We start from the raw sequence: 20156 nt of genomic DNA, 5'->3' as shown, positions 1-20156 counted from the left end.
GATGTCAATGAAAAAAAGAAAAATCGGCATGTGGCTGTATAAAAACGGTGGTGGAGAAAAAATAGCAAAAAAAATAACGAAAAAGTTGAAAGAGAGAGATATAGAAGTTTTAAATGATATCAATTTACGCCATGCGATTGCAAAAAATGCGCATATAGTCTACCACGGCAAAGAGTATCATGGAGAAAAACTCGATACACTGGATTTGTTTTTTTCCTATAATGCGGGGGAACAGACACAGTATCAAATGTACCTGTATCAGGCATTAAACCGGATTATTCCGATGATTAACTCTTATGCGTCTTTTGCTTTGACAGAAGATAAGTTTCAGACATCATTTGTGCTAAGAAACAGCGGTGTGAAAACGGCTGATTATAAGCTGTGCCATCGGGATGACGGGCATGAACTTAAAAAAATCATTAAAAAATGGGACAAAATGGTCTACAAGCCAACTGATGGCTGGGGTGGTGTGGGACTTACCAAAATCGAGAATGAAGCAAGCCTGGATATGCTTATGCCTTTTTTAAATCAGATGGATTTACGTTATTTTTATGTAGAAAAATTTATTGATTATGACAATACGGATTTTAGAGTTGACATAGTTGACGGTAAATTTGTCTCGTGTTATGGAAGAAAAGCCAGCGGAACAGACTGGCGGACAAATGTGACAAGTGGCGGCAGTGTTTTTGTACGTGAAGCAAATGATGAAGTTGTCAGTATTGCAAAAAAAGCATGCAAAGCAACAGGTGTGGACATTGGTGGCGTAGATATTATTTATGACAGAGAAAAAGAAGAATATATTGTTTTGGAAGTAAACGGCATTCCCGCCTTTGCTACTCCTGAACAGGAAAAAATGGGATTAAACTTTAATGACAAAAAAATTGATTTAATTGTGGATTTAATTGACAGAAAAACGAAGTAAGAGTATCATTTCAAAAAAATGAAGGCAACAGCTTGAGACAACAATATAGTTCATATGATGAATGTATAAATTTTTTTAATTCTGCTCAAAAGAGACATCCAAATCTTGTTAAAGTAGAGACAATAGGGCAAACATGGGAAAGCAGAGATATCATTGCTGTCTCAATCACTAAAAATGTAGACTTACATGTAAAGAAGCCTGCACTTTTTTACACAGGCACAATTCATGCCAGAGAATGGATAGGGATAGAACTTTCTCTTGCTTTTGCAAAATATATTTTGGAACATATTGATTATGATCCACAGCTTAACAAAATCCTGGATAATACAACACTTTATATGGTTCCCTGTGCAAATCCGGATGGTTTTGAATACTCAAGAAATCATTTTTCTTTTTGGAGAAAAAACCGTAGAAAAAATCCTGACGGAAGTTACGGGGTTGATTTAAACAGAAATTTCAGTGTAGGTTTTACCCCAAACAAAAATTATACTTCGAATGTCTACTCCGGTCCGGAACCGTTCAGTGAACCAGAAACCGCAGCCATTAGAGATTTTATACTCGAACATAAAAATATTACAATTGCTTTGGACTACCATTCTCAGGGCAATGTATTTTTTCCTGCTCACAATTTTATCCATGAAGATGCGGAGGATGCTATTGACCTGAATTTGTTGGCGGGAAATATGGCGGAAGAAATAAGAAAAGAGTCTTCTCGCGAATACGGCATTCATATGGGAAAACCGCCTGTGCATCTCATTTCAGGAAGCGGACGTGAGTTTTACTATTCTCAGGGAATTCTTTCTCTTGTAGCAGAAGTTGGAACGAGAAATATCAGTGACTACATTGAGCATATGAGTGAAAATATCCAGGAAAATATTCCTGCTTTGATTATGGCTCTCTCCGAAGTAAACAATTACAAAAAAGAAAACAACTTACAACGTGTTGAAAATTTTGTAGCAACAGGTATTGGGGCAAAAGAGGTAGAACTCAGCTGGGACTATATAGAAGACGAAACAATTTATTTTGAAATTTATCGTTCAACAAAACTTAAAGGGTTTGCGCAGGCCTCCAATCGAATTGCCATGACAAAAATGAAAAGTTTTACAGATTCCAATTTAAAGAGTTCGACAAATTATTATTATTATATTCGTGCGGTTTGCAAAGACAAATCAATTAAATCACCCTATGCTCAGCTTGTTGCGGTAAGAACAAAACCGGCTGAAAATATGTTTTCCAAAATTTTATATCCCATTGCAAGTAAAATAGGATATGTCGGAGAAAAGACCCAAAAGAACAGAGAACATTTTGGGAACAATTCCCTGTTTGTCGGAATTTCAGAACAAAAAGGGGAGTGTTACGGAGTGTGTGGGTTCTCCTTAATGACAATTCCGGAAAATGCGATTATTACAGCAGCAAAAATTTCATTTTATCCGATGAACCGGGTTGCTGTACAGGTTGAACGCTATGGTCAGTGGCGGGTTGGACAGATGGATGAGCGTACAATAGAGAAAATAGACAGTTTTGATGATATAAAAAATGCAAAAATGCTTTCTTATATAGATAGACCAACCTCTTCACATCAATTGGCTCAGGGTATATGGAGAGAATATCAGTTTGCACAACAGGAAATAAAAGTTCTTGAAAAAGCTTTAAAAAGACGGGAAGCCTATTTTAGAATGCAAGGACCGACCTCTTTGCCGCTTGACAGGTCTTCTCAGCTGATGCAGTGGGATATCGGGTATGGAAAATTCAGTGGAGGATTAACCTACAGACCAAAGCTTGATATTTCGTATACCATACATGAAGCAAAACTGGATATTCAATCTTCTTATGAGTTTACAGTCAATCATGACAATATAAAAGACAGTGCGCTTAAATCCGGATATGACGCAAGTGGAAATCTGAAATATGCATGCATTGAATTTGATTTATTGAATTTACCGGATATGGAAAATACCGTAGTGTCTGATGCGTATATAGATTTACAGGCATATCAGGTGAATACAAAAGAGAATAATTTACGTTTTCACATAGAACTGGTAGAGCCTATTCGCGGTGAAATAACATATGAAAAGATAAAAAACAGAAACATTATTGAAAGAATCGGATATGACGTAAGTATTACAGATATCAAGAGATCCTCTAAACAGAGATTTGTTTTTGATACATATGCAATTCAGGAAATGCTTGAGCTGGCAAAAGAAAACAAGAAAGCCTTTTTTGTAATTTCCGCTTCATCAGAAACCGAGATGTCCAAAAATACTGATGTAAACTGGATAGACAATAAAAAAATAGATAAACCAATTTTGACTCTGGATTATATCCGTAAAAGGAAAAATCCGCCAAAACAGGTAGAAAACTTACGGGCAAGTATGGAAAACGGAATAATAAAACTGCAGTGGGAGAATCCTGAAGACGACGGTTACAGAGGTGTTATTGTTGTGAAAAACAGATTCAAGGTTCCATGCTCTCCTTATGATGGGCAAAAACTTTATGGAGGCAGTGATAATTATACGTATGATAATTTTGGTGATTTGAATGTCCATAAATATTATGCAGTATTTTCATATGATGATGTTCCAAATTTTTCTGAGCCTGTATATATTGAAGTAAACAGTTAGAGGTTTGTTTGGGTCAAACCTCTAAAAAAAGTAACAAATAAAAAACTTCAAAAACTTTTTCAATAGGTAAATCCCACGAAAAATAAAACAAATCTTAATCAATATAGTTTGATTCAATCAATTGAACACTAAAATCATCACGATAAAGAGCATTTCTTTTAATATCTGCCATTGTAGTTTTACCGGTTAGGAGTACCTTTTTATCTTTGTTCTCATTTAAAAACAACTGATAAAGATTAACAGTAAAACTTCTAAGAATAGCTATAGAGAAAGGCTCTTTATATGCTATATGGTCATCTTCTTCAGTAAGCATATCTAAGTGATAGTGATATGTTTCCACTCTCCAATGTTGCAGTATCTTTTGAAGAAACTCTTTTGCAGTTGTTTTAAAGTTAGCCATTAAATATTGAGTTGAAATTGTAACTTCACCAGTCTGTGCATTTGTTAATGTTTTCGTCACTTTAATGAGTGATTGAATATTTTGAAAGTTCTCATGATACATAACTAAATCAGCACTTTTATTTTGAAAAACTTCTACTTTTCGAGAGACTCTTTTGTTGTTTTCAGTTAAATAGCTATCTTCATCATCAACTCTATCTGTAGGCTGATTAAACTCTTCTATGGTCTTTATAGCTTTCTCTTTGAGGTGTTTCTGGTTATCTTTGAGTTTTGCTATATATCTGTTACCTTGCTCATCAATAGTGTTGAGAATCTCTGATTGAGTAAGCAGTGCATCAAAGGAAAATATCTGTCCTTCATTGCTAAAAATATTATCGTTTAAAACCTCTTTGAGTGCAGTAATTTCGCTACTCTTATTTTTATCTAAAAACTTGTGAGCAAACACTATTTTTATATCTTTATCCAAGATATTTAGTATTGCTTTATGTCTTTCCTGTGTGTATTGACCATTCACGTCGCTACCTCTCAGCCACTTCCCGTCAATAGCAATATTTTCTTGTGCAATGAATGGAAAAAAGAACTCTCTAAATACTTTTTCCAAAGCATTATTATCTGTGTTTATCAATAAACGATGATATGTTGATTTGGAAGGAATCGTTATCTCTTCTTTATCAAAAATCTCTTTGAGTATTGCATTGTCTTTGTTATATATCATCCATGAAAATATATCCTTAAAAGTTGTATTTCCTTTGATAAGTGCAAAAAGTGTCATGAAAAGAACTTCGTGCAATGGATATTCTATCTTCCCTGTATCTACTCTATAGTCTGGGATACTTTTTAGCGATTCAAGTAAGGCTTTTGTGCGTGTTAATTTGATGGTAAACTCCTTGTTTTAGGAGTCTAAGCAATATTTCTTCCAGTTCTTTTGAATCTATTGATTAAGATTTATTTTATTTTTCGTGGGATTTACCTACTTTTTCAAAAACCCACCAAACATTAAGCGCTTTCTAAGCAAGACTCTCCTATAATTCCCATCCACAAACAGAGAGACCTTATTTAAAAGGCCTAAAGAGACTTCGAGTTGAAGCCGCTGAATATGTTTGAGATCATTGAAAACTAAGCAAGTAAGAGACTTTTTAACTTTAGAGTTAAAGAGATAAATTACTTAGAAATAACTAATAAACAACAACCGTCTATTCTATTTTGAAATCCATACAGGTTTACCTGAATGGTTCCCTTAATAGTAATAGATAACTATACAGTCTAGTAATAAGACCTTAAGCAGTTTTATTAAGACTTAAAATAACAAAGCCAATGATTTAATAATCTTGGGCAAAAGATCAGTAATTAAATTTATTTATCTTTTCATAAAAGTTAATAGTAAAGTAGAGTTCAATAAGCAAAAGACAAGAAGCAGCAGTGCTTCGAGCCTCGCGCTGAGCGAAACCAAGCGTTAGCGTAGGTGACGGAATTACTTCCGACACCGACCAATTATGGAGAGTTTGATCCTGGCTCAGAATGAACGCTGGCGGCGTGCTTAACACATGCAAGTCGAACGGTAACAGATAGTAGCTTGCTACTATGCTGACGAGTGGCGCACGGGTGAGTAATATATAGATAATGTGCCCCTTGGACCGGGATAGCCATTGGAAACGATGATTAATACCGGATACTCCTTCTGCTCATAAGAGTAGTCGGGAAATGGATTCCGCCAAGGGATCGGTCTATATCCCATCAGTTAGTTGGTAGTGTAAGAGACTACCAAGACGATGACGGGTAGCGGGTTTGAGAGGATGATCCGCCACACTGGTACTGAGACACGGACCAGACTCCTACGGGAGGCAGCAGTGAGGAATATTGCACAATGGGGGAAACCCTGATGCAGCAACGCCGCGTGGAGGATGACGCATTTCGGTGTGTAAACTCCTTTTATATGTCAAGAAAATGACGGTAGCATATGAATAAGCACCGGCTAACTCCGTGCCAGCAGCCGCGGTAATACGGAGGGTGCAAGCGTTATTCGGAATCACTGGGCGTAAAGGACGCGTAGGCGGGTTGGCAAGTCAGATGTGAAATCCTACAGCTTAACTGTAGAACTGCATTTGAAACTGCCGACCTAGAGTATGGGAGGGGGAGATGGAATTAGTGGTGTAGGGGTAAAATCCGTAGATATCACTAGGAATACCGAAAGCGAAGGCGATCTCCTGGAACATAACTGACGCTAAGGCGTGAAAGCGTGGGGAGCAAACAGGATTAGATACCCTGGTAGTCCACGCCCTAAACGATGTTCACTAGTCGTCGCTCTGCTAGTCAGGGCGGTGATGCACTTAACAGATTAAGTGAACCGCCTGGGGAGTACGGTCGCAAGATTAAAACTCAAAGGAATAGACGGGGACCCGCACAAGTGGTGGAGCATGTGGTTTAATTCGAAGATACGCGAAGAACCTTACCTAGCCTTGACATTGAGAGAACCTGCCAGAGATGGCGGGGTGCCCTTCGGGGAGCTCGAAAACAGGTGCTGCACGGCTGTCGTCAGCTCGTGTCGTGAGATGTTGGGTTAAGTCCCGCAACGAGCGCAACCCTCGTCCTTAGTTGCTAGCAGGTTAAGCTGAGCACTCTAAGGAGACTGCCTTCGTAAGGAGGAGGAAGGTGAGGACGACGTCAAGTCATCATGGCCCTTATGGCTAGGGCTACACACGTGCTACAATGGGGCGTACAGAGTGTTGCGATACCGCGAGGTGGAGCTAATCACTTAAAGCGTCTCTCAGTTCGGATTGGAGTCTGCAACTCGACTCCATGAAGCTGGAATCACTAGTAATCGTAGATCAGCAATGCTACGGTGAATACGTTCCCGGGTCTTGTACTCACCGCCCGTCACACCATGGGAGTTGATTTCACCCGAAATCGGGAAGCCAACCTTCGGGGGGCTACCGCTTACGGTGGAATTAGCGACTGGGGTGAAGTCGTAACAAGGTAACCGTAGGAGAACCTGCGGTTGGATCACCTCCTTTCTAGAGTAAAGAGCAATCATTCGTTTGATTGGCTCAACACAAGAAAATCTCACAAGAGAAATAGTTTATTGGTCATCTTCTAAGTCTTACTTGCTTAGTTTTCAGTGATCTGTGTTCATTTGAATTACGATTATAAATGGGGAATTAGCTCAGCTGGGAGAGCGCCTGCCTTGCACGCAGGAGGTCAGCGGTTCGATCCCGCTATTCTCCACCATTTTTGAGAATTTGCACTGAAAAAGCTTACTCACGTACGAAAGTACGCTACGCAATCTTTTTCAGCACAACTTCTTCAAAAATCAAACAAGTTTCTAAATTAAATATAAGTTCTTAAACACATAAGAATTTATATTTGGTTTAAAAACCAAACGATCATTAAATTACAATTGTTAAAGTCAACAACTATAATAAAGAGATTTATTATAAACTAAATAACTACAATAACAGATCATTCATCTTATTTAGTGTGATGATAATTCTAAAAGGAACTTGTTTCTTAATGGGACTATCAATAGTACATTAAATAAGGTAGTGAACGCAACATAGAATAAAAAGATATTAAGGGCCATAGGTGGATGCCTTGGCTAGTAGAGGCGATGAAAGACGTACTAGGCTGCGAAAAGTCTCGGGGAGCTGCCAAGAAGCTTTGATCCGGGAATTTCTGAATGGGGCGACCCAACGTGGTGCGAATCACGTTACCACCTTCGGGTGGGGCGAACCTAGGGAAGTGAAACATCTCAGTACCTAGAGGAAGAGAAATCAAACGAGATTCCGAGAGTAGCGGCGAGCGAAATTGGAACAGGGCGCATACATTTAGCACATTTGTTAGCAGAACATTCTGGAAAGGATGAGCATAGAGGGTGATACTCCCGTAAGCGAAAACATATGTGTGGAACTAAGGTATGGAACGAGTAGGTCGGGACACGTGTTATCTTGACTGAATATGGGGGGACCACCCTCCAACCCTAAATACTACTACTAGACCGATAGCGAACAAGTACCGTGAGGGAAAGGTGAAAAGGACCGCGGTGAGCGGAGTGAAATAGAACCTGAAACCTATGGCTTACAATCATTCGGAGCACTATTAAATAAGTGTGACGGACTGCCTTTTGCATAATGAGCCTGCGAGTTGTGGTATCTGGCAAGGTTAATCGAACGAGAAGCCGTAGCGAAAGCGAGTCTTAATAGGGCGACATAGTCAGATGCTGCAGACCCGAAACTGAGTGATCTATCCATGAGCAGGTTGAAGCTGGTGTAAGAGCCAGTGGAGGACCGAACCCGTAGAAGTTGAAAATTCTTGGGATGACTTGTGGATAGGGGTGAAAGGCCAATCAAACTCAGTGATAGCTGGTTCTCTCCGAAATATATTTAGGTATAGCCTCGAGCATTAGCGTATAGGGGTAGAGCACTGACAGGGCTAGGGCTGCTTACCGCGGTACCAAACCCTATCAAACTCCGAATACTATACGTGTAACCTCGGGAGTCAGGCGTAGGGTGATAAAATCCTATGTCGAGAGGGGAACAACCCAGACTAACAGCTAAGGTCCCAAAGTTTTATCTAAGTGGAAAAGGATGTGGAGTTGCTGTGACAACCAGGAGGTTGGCTTAGAAGCAGCCATCCTTTAAAGAAAGCGTAACAGCTCACTGGTCTAGCGATTCTGCGCCGAAAATATAACGGGGCTAAGATAAACACCGAAGCTTTAGATTTACAGTTTACTGTAAGTGGTAGGAGAGCGTTCCATTCAGCGCTGAAGGTATACCGGTAAGGAGTACTGGAGCGGATGGAAGTGAGCATGCAGGCATGAGTAGCGAGAAAAGAAGTGAGAATCTTCTTCGCCGTAAACCCAAGGTTTCCTACGCGATGCTCGTCATCGTAGGGTTAGTCGGGACCTAAGTCGAGTCCGAAAGGGGTAGACGATGGCAAATCGGTTAATATTCCGATACCGACATTACATCGTTTGAGTGATGGGGGGACGCATAGAGTTAAAGGGGGTCACTGATGGAAATTGTGGCTCGAAGGACGTAGGTCGACACATAGGCAAATCCGTGTGTCAAGCGACCGAGATCTGACAGGCTGGTCAATCTCTTCGGAGAGCGACCAGAACCCTTGATACTGTCGTGCCGAGAAAAGCCTCTAAACGAGATGTAATGTTGCCCGTACCGTAAACCGACACAGGTGGGTGAGATGAGTATTCTAAGGCGCGTGGATGAACCCTTGTTAAGGAACTCTGCAAACTAGCACCGTATCTTCGGTATAAGGTGTGCCTGTAGTGTTAGAGAACTTGCTTCTCAAAGCACTTATAGGTCGCAGCAAAGAGTCCCTCCCGACTGTTTACCAAAAACACAGCACTCTGCTAACACGTAAGTGGATGTATAGGGTGTGACGCCTGCCCGGTGCTCGAAGGTTAAAAGGATTGCTTAGCATTAGCGAAGGCATGAATTGAAGCCCGAGTAAACGGCGGCCGTAACTATAACGGTCCTAAGGTAGCGAAATTCCTTGTCGGTTAAATACCGACCTGCATGAATGGCGTAACGAGATGGGAGCTGTCTCAACAAGGGATCCAGTGAAATTGTAGTGGAGGTGAAAATTCCTCCTACCCGCGGAAAGACGGAAAGACCCCGTGCACCTTTACTATAGCTTGACACTGCTATTGGGATATTCATGTGCAGGATAGGTGGGAGCCGTTGAACCTGGGACGCCAGTTCCAGGGGAGGCATCCTTGAGATACCACCCTTGAAATTCTGATAGCTAACTCCGTACGGTTATCCCGTGCGAGGACAATGTCTGGTGGGTAGTTTGACTGGGGCGGTCGCCTCCTAAAAAGTAACGGAGGCTTACAAAGTTCGGCTCAGAAGGGTTGGAAATCCTTCGTAGAGTATAATGGCATAAGCCGGACTGACTGTGAGACATACAAGTCGAGCAGAGTCGAAAGACGGTCATAGTGATCCGGTGGTTCTGTGTGGAAGGGCCATCGCTCAAAGGATAAAAGGTACGCCGGGGATAACAGGCTGATCTCCCCCAAGAGCTCACATCGACGGGGAGGTTTGGCACCTCGATGTCGGCTCATCGCATCCTGGGGCTGGAGCAGGTCCCAAGGGTATGGCTGTTCGCCATTTAAAGCGGTACGCGAGCTGGGTTCAGAACGTCGTGAGACAGTTCGGTCCCTATCTTCCGTGGGCGTAGGAACGTTGAGGAGAGCTGACCCTAGTACGAGAGGACCGGGTTGGACGTGCCACTGGTGCACCAGTTGTCCTGCCAAGGGCATAGCTGGGTAGCTACGCACGGATGAGATAACCGCTGAAAGCATCTAAGCGGGAAGCCAACTCCAAGATGAACGTTCCCTGAAGTACGCTTGAAGACTACAAGCTTGATAGGCTGGATGTGTACGCACAGTAATGTGTTTAGCTGACCAGTACTAATAGTACGTTTGTCTTTTTACCAAGTTCTTAAGTGAACACAATTGCTTCACTACCTTATTTAGTGTATATATTTGTTAGTCCGTAAAAGGAACTTGTTCCTTTTACTCGCTTGCGCCGCTGAGGCGACTAAAGCTAGCTTCTTACGAAGCAGATTAATAAACACATTAAATAAGAGAAAGATTTGTCAGGTTATTTAGTTTAACTGTTGTTGATTTTACCAATTCTAACTTAATGAGCAATCATTAAACTCACTCAACTGATCCTTATGAGATCAGATATAAACACATCAATTAGATGTCTTTATATCTGATCTTGTCTAGGTGGCTATAGAGAGAGGGAAACGCCTGGCCCCCATTCCGAACCCAGAAGCTAAGCCTCTCATCGCTGATAATACTGCAGGTTTCACTTGTGGGAATGTAGGTCGCTGCCTAGTTGATCAGATTTTCTTCTACAATCCATTCATTTTTTATAATATCCATATTTACTTTATACAAACGTTCAAGATAATAATCTCTTGAAACTTCTTTTGCTCCCAACGATTTAAGATGTTGTGTCGGTACCTGACAGTCTATAAAATCATAACCCCAGAACTTTAAATGTTTTACTAAAATCGCATATGCAGCTTTTGATGCATCACTGACCTCTGCAAACATTGATTCTCCGCAAAATACTTTTCCTATTGTCAACCCGTACAAACCACCTACCAGTTTTCCATCTAAATAGCTTTCAACCGAGTGTGCTATACCCATGCCATGTAAAACGCTGAATGATTCTGCAAGTTCTTTATTAATCCAGGTACCATTTTGATCTTTTCTTTTGACAGAGGCACATTTTTGTATGACTTTTTCAAAATCAGTGTCAAATTTATATTCGAACTTTTTCAATTTTTTTTTCAATGAATGTCTTAATTTAAAATCATCGAGTTCCATTATCAGGCGTGGATTGGTTGACCACCACAGTATCGGGTCTTGTTGTGAATACCAGGGGAAAATACCATTTTGATAGGCTTTTAGCAGCCTCGAAGGGTTTAAATCCCCTCCCCAGGCTACGATACCTTCTTTGTTGGCATCATGAGGGTCAGGAAAAGAGAGTGAATAGTTGTCAAGCTGGGGTAGATACATTAAGCCTCTTTATATATATTTTCTAAGGTATCATTTTTTACAGTGACCTCTACTTCTCCGCCTTTTTTAAGTTTGCCAAATAAGATTTCATCACTCAGTTTATCAGTGATATTGTTTTTGATATACCTTTTAAGCGGTCTTGCTCCCATTTCAGGTGAATATGTTTTTTCTGCAATGAATTTTACGACTTTATCAGAAACACTGACAGTTATTTTTTTCTTTTTTAATTCTTTATTGAGTTCTGTAATGAATTTTTTGACAATCCCTTCAACAATGCTCAGACTTAATTGGTCAAACTCTATAATGGCATCCAGTCTGTTTCTGAATTCAGGAGTAAAGAATGATTTTAACTCCTCATTTTTTGAGATAGATTCATCTTTATTGAATCCCATAACATTTCTAGCCTGAGCTCCAATATTTGATGTCATAATCAGTATAACATTTTGAAAATCTGCCTTATATCCATTATTGTCAGTGAGCGTTGCACTGTCCATTATCTGCAGTAAAACATTTATGAGTTCCGGATGTGCTTTTTCTATTTCATCGAGCAGCAGTACAGTATAAGGATGCCTTTTAATAGCCTCTGTAAGCAGTCCTCCCTGCTCATACCCTACATATCCAGGAGGTGCTCCTACCAAACGGCTGAGAGCATGTTTTTCCATATATTCGCTCATATCAAATTTTTCAAAATTTATCCCTAAGGTTTCACTTAATGCAATTGCCAGCTCAGTTTTACCTACGCCTGTCGGTCCTGAGAATAGAAATGATGCTATAGGTTTGTTCGGAGGTGTTAGTCCTGCTTTTGATATTTTAATGGCTTTTGTCACCATCTCTACAGCTTTTTCCTGACCAATAACTCTTTGTCTGAGTTTATCTTCTAAATGTTGCAAAGATGCCGTTTCATTATGAGAAATTTTTGAATTACTGATACCCACAATGGATGCTATAGTTTTTTGAATATCATTTGCAGTTACCTTTTCTTTTTTTCTTTTTTGAAGATGAAATGATGCTGCTGTTTCATCAATTAAATCTATGGCAATATCCGGTAAAAATTTGTCAGTAATGTAGCGTTTAGAGAGATCTACTGCTGTTTTTAATGCCTTGTTTGTGTATTGTACTGAATGGTGCTTTTCATATTTGCTTTGAAGTCCCTTGAGAATCAGATAGCTTGTTTTTTTTGATGGTTCGTTAACATCTATTTTGGAGAACCTTCTGCTGAGCGCCTTGTCTTTTTCAAATCCGTTTCTGTATTCTGCAAAAGTTGTAGCTCCCATACATTTTATTTCGCCTGAAGCAAGAGCAGGCTTGAGCTGATTGGCTGCATCCATTGTTCCGCTAGTGCTTCCTGCTCCTATAAGTGTATGAATTTCATCTATAAACAAAATTGCTTTAGGTTCACGTTTGAGTTCATCCATAACACCTTTAAGGCGTTTTTCAAAGTCTCCTCTGTACTTTGTTCCTGCAAGCAATGCCCCTAAATCAAGTGCATAAAGCTTAGAGTCTTTGATTATGTCAGGAACATCATCCGCTGCAATGCGTAAAGCCAGTCCTTCTGCTATTGCTGTCTTTCCAACGCCCGGTTCGCCCACAAGTACAGGGTTATTTTTCTTTCTTCTGCAGAGTATCTGTGTGACTCTTTGAATTTCGTTGTCTCTGCCTATCACAGGGTCAATTTTTCCCTCTTTGGCTTTTTCTATAAGGTTTATTGTGTATTTTCGTAAATTAGACTCTTTTTCTTCTTCATCCTGGTCTGTGTCAGGATGTGAAATTACTTCCAAAATATCCAGTTTTGTTATTTGGTATTTATTGAGCAAAGCATAGGCAAATGTATGTTTCTCTTCAAAAAGAGTTGCCAAAAGATCCCCTATATCCGCATTCGTTTGACCAGATGACTGAACATGACGCACCATCTTGTCAATCAAACGCGAAAGCGCTACGCTTTCATAAGGGTCCTGTATTATGTCGGCAGGAAGTGTTTCCATGTTTTTTTTGATGTATTCACCAAGTTCTTCTTTCATTTTTGGCACATTTCCGCCACATGTTTCTATAATTGATGCGCCTTCATCCGAACTTAACAAAAGGTAAAATATATGCTCGATTGTCAGGTATTCATGGTGGAGCTGTTTTGCAAATATTACAGATTTTTGAAATATATCATTGAGTGATGAGCTTATCATGTTATTCTTCCTCCATCGTGGCTTTTAGGGGAAAGCCGTTGTCTTTCGCTTTGCGACGTACTTGTTTAAGCTTTGTCTCTGCGATTTCATATGTGTAAACACCACACAAACCTCTGTTCTTTTTATGTACTTCAAGCATAATATCCTGCGCTTCTTCATATGTTTTATGAAAGATCTCCATGAGAATATCGACTACAAAATCCATAGGCGTATAATCATCGTTGAGTAAAAATACAAAATATTTTTTTGGATATTTCAGTATTGTCTGTTCGTCTATTTCTAAATCTGTTTTTGTTGCCATTTTTTCTACTTTGTTGCTTGAATAAAATCATTTATAATTTCTACCGGGTTTTCAAGTCCGATAGAAATTCTAATAAGACCATCGGTAATTCCCAGAAATTCTCTAGTTTTTTCGTCAAAATCACTATATATCGTTGATGCCATGTGCAGGGCGAGTGTTCTTGAATCGCCTATGTTGGCAGTAATTGTTGCTATTTTTGTTTTGCGCAAAAAGTCGTATGCACGCTCTTTGCTTTGCATATCAATTGTTAAAAGTGTTCCGCATCCGTATTGAAAATCTTCTTTATACCGTGCATGGTGAGGGTGAGACTGAATACACGGATGGTTTACCGCTATACCATATTTGGCAAGTTCCAGAGCCACTGTTTCAACACTTTTGACTATTCTTGGAAGTCGGAGTGCCAGCGTTTCGAGTCCGAGTAGTGTTTGATAGCTGGCATGTGCATTTGCACTCATTCCCAAGTCTCGTAAAGCTCGTTTTTTTGCATTTGGTATGAGGGCTGTTTTCCCTGCATTTTTAATAAATTTTTGCAAAAATGGGTAACGCTGAGTTTTAAATTTGTCAGCATTTTCACTGATGGCACGAAAAACTACACAGCCACCGAGTGCAGAGGAATTTCCCGAAATGATTTTTGTAGTGGAGTAAACGGTAATGTCCGCACCAAGTGCTAATGGCGAAACACTTAAGGGAGTAATGGTATTGTCAACAATAAGTGCCACATCGTATTTGTCTGCAATGGAGGCGATTCTTTTAATATCGGGAAGCCGCATGTTCGGATTGCCGACACTTTCTAAAAAAATTATTTTTGTATTGTCATTTATGGCTTTTTCTATAGCGTCGAATGCCTCAACATCAAAAAAATGTGTTGTAATCCCGAATCTGCTCAGCGTTTCATCAAACAGAGCATATGTTCCGCCAAACAGTCCGCCTATGCTAATGATTTCATCGCCTTGAGAGAGTAACGACATAACGGCAAGAGTCGTTGCTCCCATGCCTGAGCTTGTAGCGACAGCACCGATACCCTCATCCATTTCTGCCATAATTGATTCAAGTTTTGCTGTTGTAGGGTTGCCCATTCTTGAATAGAGAGGTTTTTTTACACTGCCATTGAAAATTCCTTCTGCTGTTTCCGGACTTCCGTAAGAAAAAGAAGCTGAGGAAACTATACTCGGAGAGACCGCTCCTTCTTTGCTTCCGATACTTTGTACAAATTTTGTGCAGTAGTTTTCAAATTTATTCATATTTCAACCTTTTAATAATCTGTAAATTATAGCAAATTAGAGATAATATTTATCCTGTATACTTTAATTATGTTAGAATTCTAAAGCAGAAATTTATTAATTAATATTAGGAAATGCAAATGGATAATCAAACAACTTTGAATAAACTCAGTGAAAAAGTTTCAACAATTCTTGAAAAGTATCATGCACTTAAAAGTGAAAATGAAATGATGCGAAATGAAATAGTGACACTCAAGGCAGACTGTGCATTGAAAAATCAGGAAATTGAAAGACTCCATGAAGAAAATGCTCAAAAAGACATAGAAATAGAAGAAATTGTGAATAAAATTGAAAGTATTTTAGGTTAATAATATAATGAGTAAAAAGATTGGACTACATATAGGAGGTCGCAGATTTGATGTTGATGTAGAAGACAAATTTGCCAATTTTTTACATACACAGATGTCGAAAGATTTTAATATGGAAGGAAATAACGATATTAAAGTTTTACTCCAGGCATATGTCCGAAAAAATCATGAATTATATGTACAAAATCAAAAAGTAGAAGAAATATTGGTGAAAATCGAAGATTAGATTGTGTTTTATAAATATATAAGTTAAAAGTGCTATAATTTCACCCTCTCAATCAGAGAATGGTGTGCGCTCGTAGCTCAGCTGGATAGAGCACTGGTTTGCGGTACCAGCGGTCACATGTTCGAATCATGTCGGGCGCACCATAACTAACCCCCCCCTTCAACGCCATTAAGTTAAGCCTACAACCACCTAATTTACGAACTTCCTGCTGATTAGTTTCCAACATTTTTCTTCTTCATTTTAAGATAATTTATCGAATTGGTGGCTATGGTGGACTTTTGTATATCTTTATCCAGCCGTGGTTTTGATTTCCTATTTGGTCGAATTACTATTGTATTTGTCAGAAAAAGTTTCTCCATCTGCTCAAGCATATCTTCTATTGGTTCATCCAAATAAAAAAGGTCAAATACCTTATGTTTGATGATATTAAAAGAGACTGCTTTATTTACTTTTTGGATATATTTATTCTCTTTGGTTTTCTCTTTTAGGTCTTGGTTTATGTCGTATGTCATGGCAGATTCATAGTTTGTCAAAAAGATAGTTGCAAAGAAATCTTGTTTTACTGATAATGCACTTTGACCTGTAAAGTTTTCTAAAGAGAGTCTATTTTTTATCAAATCAAAGTATGTCTCAATTCCCCATCTAAGAGAGTATAACTCTTTAAACTCTGATGTTTTAAGTACTTCTCTATCAAGTACATTTGTTGCCAACACTTCTACAGTACCGTTATCTAAAATTACCTGTACAAATCGTATTTTTAACTTTGTAGGTAAATTCAGACTTTTTAGATCATCTCTTATGATTTTAGGAGCATTTATCTCAAGTATCACATCTTTTTTTTCACTATGTGGAGCAAAAAGAAACTTAGCTTTTGAGAAGCTATTTGTTCTAATACGACAAACTATTTTTGTTTTATTATAAGCAACTGCAAAGAGTTCAAATGATGGATAACCTCTATCCATAAGCACTAAATCATCCTCTTTACAATACTCAAAGTGATTCATCGCTAGAGTTCGCTCATCATAAGCTATAAGCTCATTTATTTGACTACTATTTTTATTCTCAATACAAGAATCAAGTGCAATATTATTAAGCACATCAAAGAGGCAAGATACTCGTGCTTGAGAGACATCTTTAGCATAATCTTTTATCTGACATTTAACCTTCATAGGATTAAACTCTTTTTTTACATCCTCTGTATTTGGAAGTGTTACAATAGAACCATCTACAGCTAAGATTCTATATCCTTTATAGGTTTCATAATCTCCATCTTTGTAAAAGATTTCAGCTGCCATCTGTGCAAACTCTTCAAATGCTGTATAGTTAAGTTTCGCTCGTGCTTGCGTATATGCACTATTAGAGATAGTGACATCTTCACCTAAAGCAAGTTGTGTATCATTAATGCTGTTTTGTAAAGATTTATTACTCTTTTTAATCATCATAGTCATAATTTTAGCAAACCCTAGCTTTCTATCCCTTGTAAAAGAATTTATTCCAATTTTATGTTTCATCTGGAAAGATTCTTCTCTTTTTTTGTCTTTAAAAACTCCCGAAATTTCGATAGTTTTTTTTAACATAACCAACCCTTAATATATAAATATATTATACTCAAATAACACTTTCAGATAGCTTTGAAATCCCTATATTAAGTGGTTTGTAAAGATTTTACAAAATGTTTTTTATAGTTTTTTTTAAAACTTCAAGCTATTTTTTAGTTCTTCTCATTGCTTAACTTAATGGCGTTGACCCCCCCCCTAATAGTCGTGTTTCAAAAGAAAATTTAAAATCATTTAAGAATTTAATGGGACATACTTTGGGAAATACTTAAGTAAAACTGATCAACAGCCACTAAAAACACAAAATAAATATTTAAAACAACTTTTTATAAGACATGCTGAAGAAAAAAATCTTATGCTAGCGACTTTAACTTTAATTTTTAAAATCTCAAAGAACAGAAACAAAAAAGAGAGACGATTAAGAGATATTATTTATTACAACGGAAACAGATGTGACCTTTCAGCGGATTGTACTGCAAGTGTCAAACAAAAGGAGAAGAGGTATGGTAGGATTTGATAAGATGCTCTTTGATCTCAATGAGTGGTTACACCATATGGGGCTACTCCCAGCAGATTACTCCATTACTGGATTTATGTTTTTTGGAGATATTGTAATAATGGCTATATTGGCATATGGATTTGTGAAGATTGTTATGCAGAGTGGTAAATTTGAAGAGTATTCAAAATATGCGGATAGTACAACAATGGTCTCTCTTATAATAATGATACTTCACATAATAGGGTTTGGTATCTATTTTCATCAATATGCTCAACTGCTTTTTTTAGCTACCGTCATAGTTGTAACACTATCAATCGCAACACTTGATATGTTTGAAGGTCTGCGTAAATATCTTGATGAGAAGATTGGGTGGTTGTTCTGAATTCTATCAAACAATAAAATTTGAGCTGAAGATAAGTTAAGAATAGTAATGTTTTGTTATAATAAGCAAATGATAAACGTACTGCAAACTTTTTTTAAAAAGTACAATTTTGATTTTGTGCTGCTATTTGGATCCGCTGTTACACAAACTATGCATGAGATGAGTGATATAGATATTGGAATTTTTACAAAAGATACCATATCATTAAAAGATTTAGGCTATATTAGTGCCATGTTAGAGAATAAATTAAATAAAAGAGTGGACATCTCTCTTTTAAGAGATCTTGAGAAAAAAGATCCAAATTTTGTTTTTTCAATTTTAGAAAATCATCAACTCATTACACTTCAAGATGAGACGAGTTATATTGACTTTAAAACAAAAGCACAACTCTCTTACCTGGATCATAAAGAGCTCATTGAAACAAATCTCAAAGGTTTAAAAAATCGTATAGAAAATGGAAATTTCGCAAGGAGAAATTATGCTTGAGAGATTAGTGCAATTAGAAGAGAATATTTCTACACTAAAAGAACTTCAAAACAAAATTTCGCTTGATGATGTAAGACGAAATAAGTTTGATGAATGGGCACTTCGCTATGGTATTTTTGAATCAATTCAGATAGTTATAGATATTTCGTGTCATATTGCCGCAAAATATAATCTTGGTAGTTCTAAAAGTTATGTTGAATGTATCGAGAAGCTAGAAAAATTTGAGTATATTTCCAATTCACTCTCTAAATCTCTTATAGGTGCAATAGGGCTTAGAAATATGTTGATTCATGAATATGTCCGTATCGATATTGAACAGTTATATTCATTTTTAGAGTATATTGATGACTTTAGTGCATTTGCTGTTGCGGCTAAAGAGGTAGTGTAGCCTAACATTCCCTATGTTGAGGAGTAGTGAAATTTACTCTCAATTTTATGACATAATTTACTGTTTCTTCAAAAAAGTTTCTCTATGCCTGCTTATGATTAACAGTTAAATAATAATAATTAACTGTTAGTTTGAAGTTTAAATAAAATTTATTATAATCAGTGTTCGCTTTTAAGCCAGGTTCTATTTTTTTTATAAATTGTTTTCTATCAACTGCCATTTTTTTCCTTATTATAGTAAACAGTAAGCTTTCTTTCTATAAAAAAAGATTACAATACGTTATTATTTTAAGGAGAAACAATGAAAATACAAAATTTTTTATGCCTGAGTGGAATGCTTTTGCTTTCAACAACACTCTTTGCTGCGGAAGGGACTCATGAAGAGGATGCTTCACGTGCACATATTGAAGCAAAACACCATGAAGAGGGTAACCTTTACATTGTGACAAAAGGTCTTATAAGCCTGGGTGACAATTATACGGAAGAAGCAAAAGGTACAGAGCCTGAAGCACTATTAAAAGGTGACAGAGGAGAGGGATTTGGCATTGACTTGGGCTACAGACTTGGTTATGGTTTTGCTACGGAATTTGATTTTTCGTATACACATACTACAGTTACAAAATCTGTTGTCGGTGAAGCTGATGTAAGCGCAGGGGCTGATTATTACAGCTATGGTTTAGATTTACTTTATGGATATCATGTAAACGAGGAAATTGTTCTTTTTGGAAAAGTAGGATGGGAAATTGAGAAAGAAAAAATCAGTGATTTTGGTATTAACGGAACCAATGACGGATTTACCTATGCTGCAGGAATGGAATATGGTCTTTCATCCCATTGGGCACTTATAGGAGAGTATGAAGGTTCTTTGATAGATGGTCCGCGTGGAAATAATATTTTTGCCGGTGTCAGTTATACATTTTAAAATATACAATATTGTCTGTGAAAAGGATTTTGTACTTCACAGGCAAGTATTGTTTTGTCTCCTTATCGCTTAACTGGATAAAGCAGGGCCCTCCTAAGGCCTAGCTCGAGGTTCGAGTCCTCGTAGGGAGACCAAAAAAAA

At 38.0% G+C, this 20156-nt stretch carries 15 protein-coding genes, 3 tRNA genes and 3 rRNA genes; 14 read left to right on the top strand and 7 right to left on the bottom strand.

Annotated features, from left to right (window positions below; genetic code table 11):
- The first annotated feature begins 7 nt into the window (after nucleotides 1–7).
- Together FJR45_RS10125 and FJR45_RS10120 are read left to right on the top strand one after the other, a co-directional pair.
- The gene (locus FJR45_RS10125) at nucleotides 8–922 is read left to right on the top strand and encodes an ATP-grasp domain-containing protein (protein WP_193150416.1); all 915 of its coding nucleotides are present in this window, start codon (nucleotides 8–10) and stop codon (nucleotides 920–922) included.
- 32 nt (nucleotides 923–954) lie between these two features.
- Nucleotides 955–3543, top strand: a complete 2589-nt coding sequence (locus FJR45_RS10120; RefSeq protein WP_193150415.1) for a M14 family zinc carboxypeptidase — start codon at nucleotides 955–957, stop codon at nucleotides 3541–3543.
- A gap of 94 nt (nucleotides 3544–3637) precedes the next feature.
- Here FJR45_RS10120 and FJR45_RS10115 read toward each other — a convergent pair whose 3' ends face one another.
- Nucleotides 3638–4819 (bottom strand): ISAs1 family transposase, encoded by a 1182-nt coding sequence (locus FJR45_RS10115; protein WP_226966519.1) that lies wholly within the window; start codon nucleotides 4817–4819, stop codon nucleotides 3638–3640.
- Between the two features lie 613 nt (nucleotides 4820–5432).
- Here FJR45_RS10115 and FJR45_RS10110 point away from each other — a divergent pair.
- The 4 genes from FJR45_RS10110 (at nucleotide 5433) to rrf (ending at nucleotide 10803) form a co-directional block, all read left to right on the top strand.
- Nucleotides 5433–6953: ribosomal RNA gene (locus FJR45_RS10110) — 16S ribosomal RNA — on the top strand.
- 138 nt (nucleotides 6954–7091) lie between these two features.
- Nucleotides 7092–7167 (top strand) — tRNA-Ala (locus FJR45_RS10105).
- A gap of 331 nt (nucleotides 7168–7498) precedes the next feature.
- A 23S ribosomal RNA gene (locus FJR45_RS10100) occupies nucleotides 7499–10391 on the top strand.
- 295 nt (nucleotides 10392–10686) lie between these two features.
- Nucleotides 10687–10803: ribosomal RNA gene (gene rrf, locus FJR45_RS10095) — 5S ribosomal RNA — on the top strand.
- The 16S, 23S and 5S rRNA genes sit together here with 1 tRNA gene alongside, the layout of an rRNA operon.
- Here the strand turns inward: rrf and aat are convergent.
- Genes aat through FJR45_RS10075 form a run of 4 tightly spaced genes read right to left on the bottom strand, consistent with a single transcriptional unit; the run spans nucleotide 10799 to nucleotide 15210 of the window.
- On the bottom strand, nucleotides 10799–11491 hold the full coding sequence (gene aat / locus FJR45_RS10090; RefSeq protein ID WP_193150414.1) for a leucyl/phenylalanyl-tRNA--protein transferase: 693 nt from the start codon (nucleotides 11489–11491) through the stop codon (nucleotides 10799–10801). The two genes, rrf and aat, sit on opposite strands and share 5 nt — an antisense overlap.
- Complete coding sequence (gene clpA / locus FJR45_RS10085; RefSeq protein WP_193150413.1) at nucleotides 11491–13668, bottom strand: ATP-dependent Clp protease ATP-binding subunit ClpA; 2178 nt, start codon at nucleotides 13666–13668, stop codon at nucleotides 11491–11493. The genes aat and clpA overlap by 1 nt, the downstream gene beginning before the upstream one ends.
- 1 nt (nucleotide 13669) lies before the next feature.
- Nucleotides 13670–13969 (bottom strand): ATP-dependent Clp protease adaptor ClpS, encoded by a 300-nt coding sequence (locus tag FJR45_RS10080; RefSeq protein ID WP_151899622.1) that lies wholly within the window; start codon nucleotides 13967–13969, stop codon nucleotides 13670–13672.
- A gap of 5 nt (nucleotides 13970–13974) precedes the next feature.
- Nucleotides 13975–15210 carry an aminotransferase class I/II-fold pyridoxal phosphate-dependent enzyme gene (locus tag FJR45_RS10075; RefSeq protein WP_193150412.1) on the bottom strand — a complete coding sequence of 412 codons (1236 nt, stop codon included), beginning with the start codon at nucleotides 15208–15210 and terminating at the stop codon, nucleotides 13975–13977.
- 119 nt (nucleotides 15211–15329) lie between these two features.
- Here FJR45_RS10075 and FJR45_RS10070 point away from each other — a divergent pair, with 119 nt between their 5' ends.
- The 3 genes from FJR45_RS10070 to FJR45_RS10060 all read left to right on the top strand — a co-directional run bounded on the left by FJR45_RS10070 (nucleotide 15330) and on the right by FJR45_RS10060 (nucleotide 15926).
- Nucleotides 15330–15557, top strand: coding sequence for a hypothetical protein (locus FJR45_RS10070; protein WP_193150411.1), 228 nt, complete (start codon nucleotides 15330–15332; stop codon nucleotides 15555–15557).
- Nucleotides 15558–15564: 7 nt separating this feature from the next.
- Entirely contained in the window at nucleotides 15565–15783 is a 219-nt protein-coding gene (locus FJR45_RS10065; RefSeq protein WP_193150410.1) for a hypothetical protein, read from the top strand.
- Nucleotides 15784–15849: 66 nt separating this feature from the next.
- A tRNA-Arg gene (locus tag FJR45_RS10060) sits at nucleotides 15850–15926 on the top strand.
- Between the two features lie 69 nt (nucleotides 15927–15995).
- On the opposite strand, the gene FJR45_RS10055 is transcribed toward FJR45_RS10060, so the two are convergent.
- On the bottom strand, nucleotides 15996–17360 hold the full coding sequence (locus tag FJR45_RS10055; RefSeq protein ID WP_193150409.1) for an IS4 family transposase: 1365 nt from the start codon (nucleotides 17358–17360) through the stop codon (nucleotides 15996–15998).
- Between the two features lie 482 nt (nucleotides 17361–17842).
- Between FJR45_RS10055 and FJR45_RS10050 the strand changes: the two genes are divergently transcribed.
- The 3 genes from FJR45_RS10050 (at nucleotide 17843) to hepT (ending at nucleotide 19094) form a co-directional block, all read left to right on the top strand.
- On the top strand, nucleotides 17843–18220 hold the full coding sequence (locus FJR45_RS10050) for a hypothetical protein (protein WP_193150408.1): 378 nt from the start codon (nucleotides 17843–17845) through the stop codon (nucleotides 18218–18220).
- Nucleotides 18221–18289: 69 nt separating this feature from the next.
- The gene (mntA, locus tag FJR45_RS10045; protein WP_193150407.1) at nucleotides 18290–18706 is read left to right on the top strand and encodes a type VII toxin-antitoxin system MntA family adenylyltransferase antitoxin; all 417 of its coding nucleotides are present in this window, start codon (nucleotides 18290–18292) and stop codon (nucleotides 18704–18706) included.
- Nucleotides 18699–19094, top strand: a complete 396-nt coding sequence (gene hepT, locus FJR45_RS10040) for a type VII toxin-antitoxin system HepT family RNase toxin (protein WP_193150406.1) — start codon at nucleotides 18699–18701, stop codon at nucleotides 19092–19094. Before mntA ends, hepT begins: the two co-directional genes overlap by 8 nt.
- A gap of 82 nt (nucleotides 19095–19176) precedes the next feature.
- On the opposite strand, the gene FJR45_RS10035 is transcribed toward hepT, so the two are convergent.
- Entirely contained in the window at nucleotides 19177–19314 is a 138-nt protein-coding gene (locus FJR45_RS10035) for a hypothetical protein (RefSeq protein ID WP_193150405.1), read from the bottom strand.
- Nucleotides 19315–19394: 80 nt separating this feature from the next.
- Here FJR45_RS10035 and FJR45_RS10030 point away from each other — a divergent pair, with 80 nt between their 5' ends.
- A complete protein-coding gene (locus FJR45_RS10030) occupies nucleotides 19395–20015 on the top strand; it encodes a porin family protein (protein ID WP_193150404.1) in 621 nt (206 codons plus the stop codon).
- A 58-nt stretch (nucleotides 20016–20073) separates the two neighbouring features.
- Nucleotides 20074–20149 (top strand) — tRNA-Arg (locus tag FJR45_RS10025).
- Nucleotides 20150–20156 lie beyond the last annotated feature (7 nt).

The sequence above is a fragment of the Sulfurimonas sediminis genome (genome assembly GCF_014905115.1).
Lineage (GTDB): Bacteria > Campylobacterota > Campylobacteria > Campylobacterales > Sulfurimonadaceae > Sulfurimonas > Sulfurimonas sediminis.
Note: the sequence above shows the minus strand (reverse complement) of the source record. Positions and strands in the feature narration are given on the sequence as shown.

Coding starts and splice junctions, on each gene's coding strand:
- FJR45_RS10050 (WP_193150408.1), top strand. CDS start 17,843: ATGGTAGGATTTGATAAGATGCTCTTTGATCTCAATGAGTGGTTACAC.
- FJR45_RS10070 (WP_193150411.1), top strand. CDS start 15,330: ATGGATAATCAAACAACTTTGAATAAACTCAGTGAAAAAGTTTCAACA.
- FJR45_RS10055 (WP_193150409.1), bottom strand. CDS start 17,360: ATGTTAAAAAAAACTATCGAAATTTCGGGAGTTTTTAAAGACAAAAAA.
- FJR45_RS10075 (WP_193150412.1), bottom strand. CDS start 15,210: ATGAATAAATTTGAAAACTACTGCACAAAATTTGTACAAAGTATCGGA.
- FJR45_RS10030 (WP_193150404.1), top strand. CDS start 19,395: ATGAAAATACAAAATTTTTTATGCCTGAGTGGAATGCTTTTGCTTTCA.
- clpA (WP_193150413.1), bottom strand. CDS start 13,668: ATGATAAGCTCATCACTCAATGATATATTTCAAAAATCTGTAATATTT.
- FJR45_RS10080 (WP_151899622.1), bottom strand. CDS start 13,969: ATGGCAACAAAAACAGATTTAGAAATAGACGAACAGACAATACTGAAA.
- FJR45_RS10065 (WP_193150410.1), top strand. CDS start 15,565: ATGAGTAAAAAGATTGGACTACATATAGGAGGTCGCAGATTTGATGTT.
- hepT (WP_193150406.1), top strand. CDS start 18,699: ATGCTTGAGAGATTAGTGCAATTAGAAGAGAATATTTCTACACTAAAA.
- FJR45_RS10035 (WP_193150405.1), bottom strand. CDS start 19,314: ATGGCAGTTGATAGAAAACAATTTATAAAAAAAATAGAACCTGGCTTA.
- mntA (WP_193150407.1), top strand. CDS start 18,290: ATGATAAACGTACTGCAAACTTTTTTTAAAAAGTACAATTTTGATTTT.
- aat (WP_193150414.1), bottom strand. CDS start 11,491: ATGTATCTACCCCAGCTTGACAACTATTCACTCTCTTTTCCTGACCCT.
- FJR45_RS10125 (WP_193150416.1), top strand. CDS start 8: ATGAAAAAAAGAAAAATCGGCATGTGGCTGTATAAAAACGGTGGTGGA.